The 4,872-nt window shown below is 72.1% G+C and carries 6 protein-coding genes and 1 pseudogene; 5 read left to right on the plus strand and 2 right to left on the minus strand.

Going from position 1 to position 4,872, the window contains the following annotated elements:
- The 5 genes from GH736_RS17250 to GH736_RS17270 form a co-directional block, all read left to right on the plus strand.
- Positions 1-490: coenzyme F420-0:L-glutamate ligase (locus tag GH736_RS17250; protein WP_203230826.1), on the plus strand; the 490-nt coding region annotated here is incomplete at its 5' end.
- A 31-nt stretch (positions 491-521) separates the two neighbouring features.
- Positions 522-1,520 carry a TIGR03557 family F420-dependent LLM class oxidoreductase gene (locus GH736_RS17255; RefSeq protein WP_268891250.1) on the plus strand — a complete coding sequence of 333 codons (999 nt, stop codon included), beginning with the start codon at positions 522-524 and terminating at the stop codon, positions 1,518-1,520.
- Positions 1,517-1,852, plus strand: coding sequence for a hypothetical protein (locus GH736_RS17260; RefSeq protein WP_159605535.1), 336 nt, complete (start codon positions 1,517-1,519; stop codon positions 1,850-1,852). Before GH736_RS17255 ends, GH736_RS17260 begins: the two co-directional genes overlap by 4 nt.
- A gap of 1 nt (position 1,853) precedes the next feature.
- Positions 1,854-3,140, plus strand: a complete 1,287-nt coding sequence (locus tag GH736_RS17265) for an adenylosuccinate synthase (RefSeq protein WP_159605537.1) — start codon at positions 1,854-1,856, stop codon at positions 3,138-3,140.
- Positions 3,141-3,147: 7 nt separating this feature from the next.
- Positions 3,148-3,798 (plus strand): GNAT family N-acetyltransferase, encoded by a 651-nt coding sequence (locus GH736_RS17270; protein WP_159605539.1) that lies wholly within the window; start codon positions 3,148-3,150, stop codon positions 3,796-3,798.
- Here the strand turns inward: GH736_RS17270 and GH736_RS17275 are convergent.
- Both GH736_RS17275 and GH736_RS17280 read right to left on the minus strand, forming a co-directional pair.
- Positions 3,782-4,522 (minus strand): sulfite exporter TauE/SafE family protein, encoded by a 741-nt coding sequence (locus GH736_RS17275; RefSeq protein WP_159605541.1) that lies wholly within the window; start codon positions 4,520-4,522, stop codon positions 3,782-3,784. The two genes, GH736_RS17270 and GH736_RS17275, sit on opposite strands and share 17 nt — an antisense overlap.
- A gap of 154 nt (positions 4,523-4,676) precedes the next feature.
- A pseudogene (locus GH736_RS17280) lies at positions 4,677-4,872 on the minus strand (hypothetical protein); the annotation flags it as partial.

Here is a 4,872-nt window from a genome sequence, read left to right on the forward strand (position 1 = left end):
GTCCAACGCGCCGCACGGCACGGTGCTGCTGCTGCCGGTCGATCCCGACGGCTCCGCGCGGGCGCTCGCCACCGGCATCCGTGCCCTCGCCGGCGTCTCGGTCGGCGTCATCCTGTCCGACACGCTCGGCCGCCCCTGGCGCGAAGGACAGACCGACATCGCCATCGGCGCGGCGGGCGTGCATGTCTTCGAAGACCTTCGCGGGTCGGCGGATGCCTCGGGCAAGCCGCTCGCCGTCACCATGCCGTGCGTGGCCGACGAGATCGCCGGCGCCGCCGAGCTCGTGAAGGGCAAGTCGTCGGGCGTGCCGGTCGCCGTGGTGCGCGGGCTCGGACGCTACGTCGGCCCGCTCGACCTGCCGGGCGCCCGCAGCATCATCCGTCCGGCCGAACGCGACCTGTTCCGGGTGGGCGCCGACGAGGCGTACAACGAGGGCTATCGCGACGGGTTCGACGAGTCGCAGGCCGAGGGACCGCTCGCCTCGGAATGACACCCGCCTCCCGACGGGGGAGGATGGTGGGGTGTCTGCGCACATCGGCTATGCCGCGATGCTCGAGCGGTTCCCGCCCGCCGAGGCGGTGGCGCTCGCCGCGCTCGCCGAGTCCCACGGGTTCCACGGCGTCATGGCGACCGACCACTTCCAGCCGTGGGTGCCTGCGCAGGGCGAGTCGTCGTTCGTGTGGAGCGTGCTCGCCGCGATCGGCGAGCGCACGACGGGCGACCTCGGGCCGGGCGTGACGACGCCGACGTTCCGGATGCATCCGGCCGTCGTCGCCCAGGCGAGCGCGACGCTCGGGGCGCTCTATCCCGGCCGCCACTGGCTGGGCATCGGATCGGGCGAGGCCATCAACGAGCACGTCGTCGGGCAGTACTGGCCCGAGGCGCCCGAGCGGATCAACCGCATGTTCGAGGCCGTCGACGTCATCCGCCGGCTCTTCACGGGCTCGCTCGCCGGCCGGGACGTGCGGCACGCCGGTCCGCACTTCAAGCTCGAGTCGACGCGGCTGTGGACCATGCCCGCGGTCGCCCCCGAGATCCTCGTCGCGGCATCCGGGCCCGTCACGGCCCGCCGCGCCGGCCGCAGCGTCGACGGGTTCATCACCACCGGCGCGCCCACCGATCGGCTCGCACCGCTGCTGCAGCGCTTCGCCGAGGGCGCCCGCGAGGCCGGCCGCACCGCCGCGACCATGTCGAAGGTGCTGCAGCTGCACCTCTCGTGGGCGCCGACCGACGAACAGGCCATGCGCAACGCGCTCGTCGAGTGGCCGAACGGCGGCATGCGGTTCCCGCGCAGCGACATCCGCTCCCCCTACGAGTTCGACCAGCTCGCGCGCACCGTGCGACCCGAGGACTTCGCGGGCCGCATGGTCGTCTCGGCCGATCCCGACGTGCACCGCGCCGACATCCAGCGCCTGCTCGACCTCGGCTTCGACCGCATCTACCTGCATAACGTGGGCCGCAACCAGGCCGAGTTCCTCGAGGTGTTCGGGCGCGACGTGCTGCCCGGGCTGCGCGCATGAGTGCGGCATACTCTCGTGCGTCGAGCGAGGACTGGGGCGGACTCCCGATGAAGTGGACGGTGGTGATCCCGCCGGATGCCGCGGACTCGCTCGATGCGCAGCGCCGCGCCGCCGAGCACCTGGGGCTCGAGGGGCACGCCGCCCGACTGGCCGACGAGCTGGCCGCGGCCGACGCCTCCGCGCCGGCTCGCATCGCGTCGGAGTTCACCCCCACCCAGATGATGCCGATCGTGGCATCCGCCGGCCGTTTCGAACCGGCCACCGGACACGAGGCCCACACCGGCGAGCCGCTCGCCGAACCCACCGCCGTCGACACGGCAGGAGAGGACTGACATGCCCGCAGCCGTACTCATCGGAGCGCAGTGGGGCGACGAGGGCAAGGGCAAGGCGACCGACCTCCTCGGGTCGCGCCTCGACTACGTCGTGAAGTTCAACGGCGGCAACAACGCCGGGCACACGGTCGTCGTCGGCGACGAGAAGTACGCCCTGCACCTGCTGCCGTCGGGCATCCTCACGCCCGGCGTCGTCCCGGTGATCGCCAACGGCGTGGTCGTCGACATCGAGGTGCTGTTCGAGGAACTCGAGGGGCTCGAGAGCCGCGGGGTGGATGTCTCGAAGCTGCGCGTCTCGGCGAACGCGCACCTCATCACCCAGTACCACCGCACGCTCGACAAGGTCACCGAGCGCTTCCTCGGCAGCCGCCAGATCGGCACGACCGGTCGCGGCATCGGCCCGGCGTACGCCGACAAGATCAACCGCGTCGGCCTGCGCATGCAGGATCTCTTCGACGAGAACATCCTGCGACAGAAGGTCGAGGGCGCCCTCGACCAGAAGAACCACCTGCTCGTGAAGGTCTACAACCGCCGCGCCATCGGCGTCGACGAGGTCGTCGACGACCTGCTCGGCTACGTCGAGCGGCTTCGACCCATGGTGACCGACACGTCGCTCCTGCTGCACCAGGCGCTCGAGCGGGGCGAGACCGTGCTCTTCGAGGGCGGCCAGGCGACCATGCTGGACGTCGACCACGGCACCTACCCGTTCGTCACCTCGTCGAACGCCACGAGCGGCGGCGCGGTCACCGGTTCGGGCATCGCGCCGAACCGCATCGACCGGGTCATCGCGGTCGTCAAGGCGTACACCACCCGCGTCGGTGCGGGCCCGTTCCCCACCGAGCTCTTCGACGAGTGGGGCGAGTTCCTCAGTGAGAAGGGCCACGAGTTCGGCACCACCACGGGCCGGCGTCGCCGCACCGGCTGGTACGACGCGCCCATCGCGCGCTACGCATCGAGGGTCAACGGCGTCACCGACTTCGTGCTGACGAAGCTCGACGTGCTCACCGGCCTCGAGCGCATCCCCGTCGCGGTGGCCTACGAGGTCGACGGCCAGCGCGTCGATGAGGTGCCGGTGTCGCAGTCCGACTTCCACCACGCCACTCCCGTCTACGAGGAATTCCCCGGCTGGCAGGAGGACATCTCGGGTGCACGCTCGTTCGAGGAGCTGCCTGCGAATGCGCAGGCCTACGTGCGCGCGCTCGAGGCCATGAGCGGGTCGCGCATCTCGGCGATCGGCGTCGGCCCGGGTCGCGAGGAGATCGTGCAGCTGCACGACCTGCTCGACTAGGCCCGACGTGACCGCCCGCCGCCCTGCCGCCGCGCCGCTCGTCGGCCGATTCATCCGCTTGACGCCGTTCTCGAACGACGACATCCCCGAGCTGTACCGAGCACTCGGTCGCCCCGAGGTGTTCGCCGGCGGCTTCGGTGGAGGGCCGGCCGGGCAGCCGGCCGACCTCGCCGCATTCGAGGAGTTCGCCCTCAGGTCCTACGAGCCCGCGCCCGACGCCCTCCCGTTCACCGTGCGCCTCGAGGGGGGACCCGACCACGGCGCCGTGATCGGTGCCACGAAGCTCGGCGACCTCGACCTGCCGACCGAGTCGGCGCACATCGGCTGGACCGGCTACGACCCGAGGGTCTGGGGCACCGCCGTGAACCCCGAGGCCAAGCTCCTGCTGCTCGGTCTCGCGTTCGACCACGGCTTCGGCCGGGTGAAGCTGCAGGCCGACGCGCGCAACGCGCGTTCGCGCGCGGCCATCCTCAAGCTCGGCGCGCAGTTCGAGGGGCTGGCCCGCCGGCACAAGCCGCGGGCCGACGGCACCTGGCGGGACTCGGCGATCTTCTCGATCATCGTCGACGAGTGGCCGGCGGTGCGCGCGGGGCTCGAGGCACGACTGGACGCCCGGGGCGGCGAGCCGGTGCGGCTCGAGGTCAGCCCGCCAGGTTGATCGCGCCGTCGACGATGGCGACGACCCCGCCCAGGTAGGCGATCACGATGACGCCGGCGCGGGCGGCGCGGTGCCCGATGCGCGCGTGCAGCAGCTCCCCGAGCCCGAGGCCGACGAGCAGCGCCGCGATCGAGACCGGCCAGACACCCGGCTCGACCTCGGGGAGCGCCCAGCCCGACGCGGCGAGCTTGCCGATCAGCGAGCTGAGGCCGATCACCACGAAGTATGGTTGCGCGGTCGCGGCGAAGCCCGCCTGAGGCCAGCGCGTCGCCACGGCGTAGACGCTGAGCGCCGGACCGCCGACGCCGGCGGCGGCGTTCATGAATCCGGATGTCGCACCCGCGACGATCGCCGGCGTCCGCCCGGTGGCGACGTGCTGGGTGCGCGTCACGGCCAGCGACACCGTGAGCGCCACGATCACGAGGATCCCGATGCCGAGCTGCAGCACCGGCCCCTGCAGCCGCGCGGCGACGAGCGCTCCGATCACCGTGCCGGCGACGGCGGGCACGACCAGCCATCGGAACCGAGGCCAGTCGATGTGCCGCCAGACGCGCGGCAGGATGAGCAACGACGACAGCACCGCGCAGGCGTTCACGATGATCACCCCGTCGAACGGCCCGAGGAGCACGACGAGGGCGGGCGCGGCGATGAGGGCGAACCCCATGCCGGTGACGCGCTGGGCGAACGCACCCACCAGCACCGAGACGGCGACGGGCAGGAGCACCGGGCAAGCCTAGTGGGGTGGTGCGCACCACTCAGGCCGCTCCGCGGTGGCGCGCCGCCTCGGGCACGTGCAGCCTCGTGAGGAACGCGTCGGCGCCGCCTGAGGCGGAGGCCCGACTCGGAGTCGAAGATGTGCACGTGGCCCGGCGTGGCGGTCAGGTACACGCGATCTCGAGCGGGAGCCACACGACGTAGAAGCCCTGCAACGCCCACGCCGCGAGGAACACCCAGAACTGCAGGATCTGGCTCGGCCACGCTTCGCGGCTCTCGATGAGGCTGGCGATGCGATGCGTGAGCACCCGGTAGGTTCCCGCGCCGTCCCACTGCCAGGGCAGAGACCACGTGCCCGTC

It is taken from the genome of Agromyces humi (assembly GCF_009720255.1).
Lineage (GTDB): Bacteria > Actinomycetota > Actinomycetes > Actinomycetales > Microbacteriaceae > Agromyces > Agromyces humi.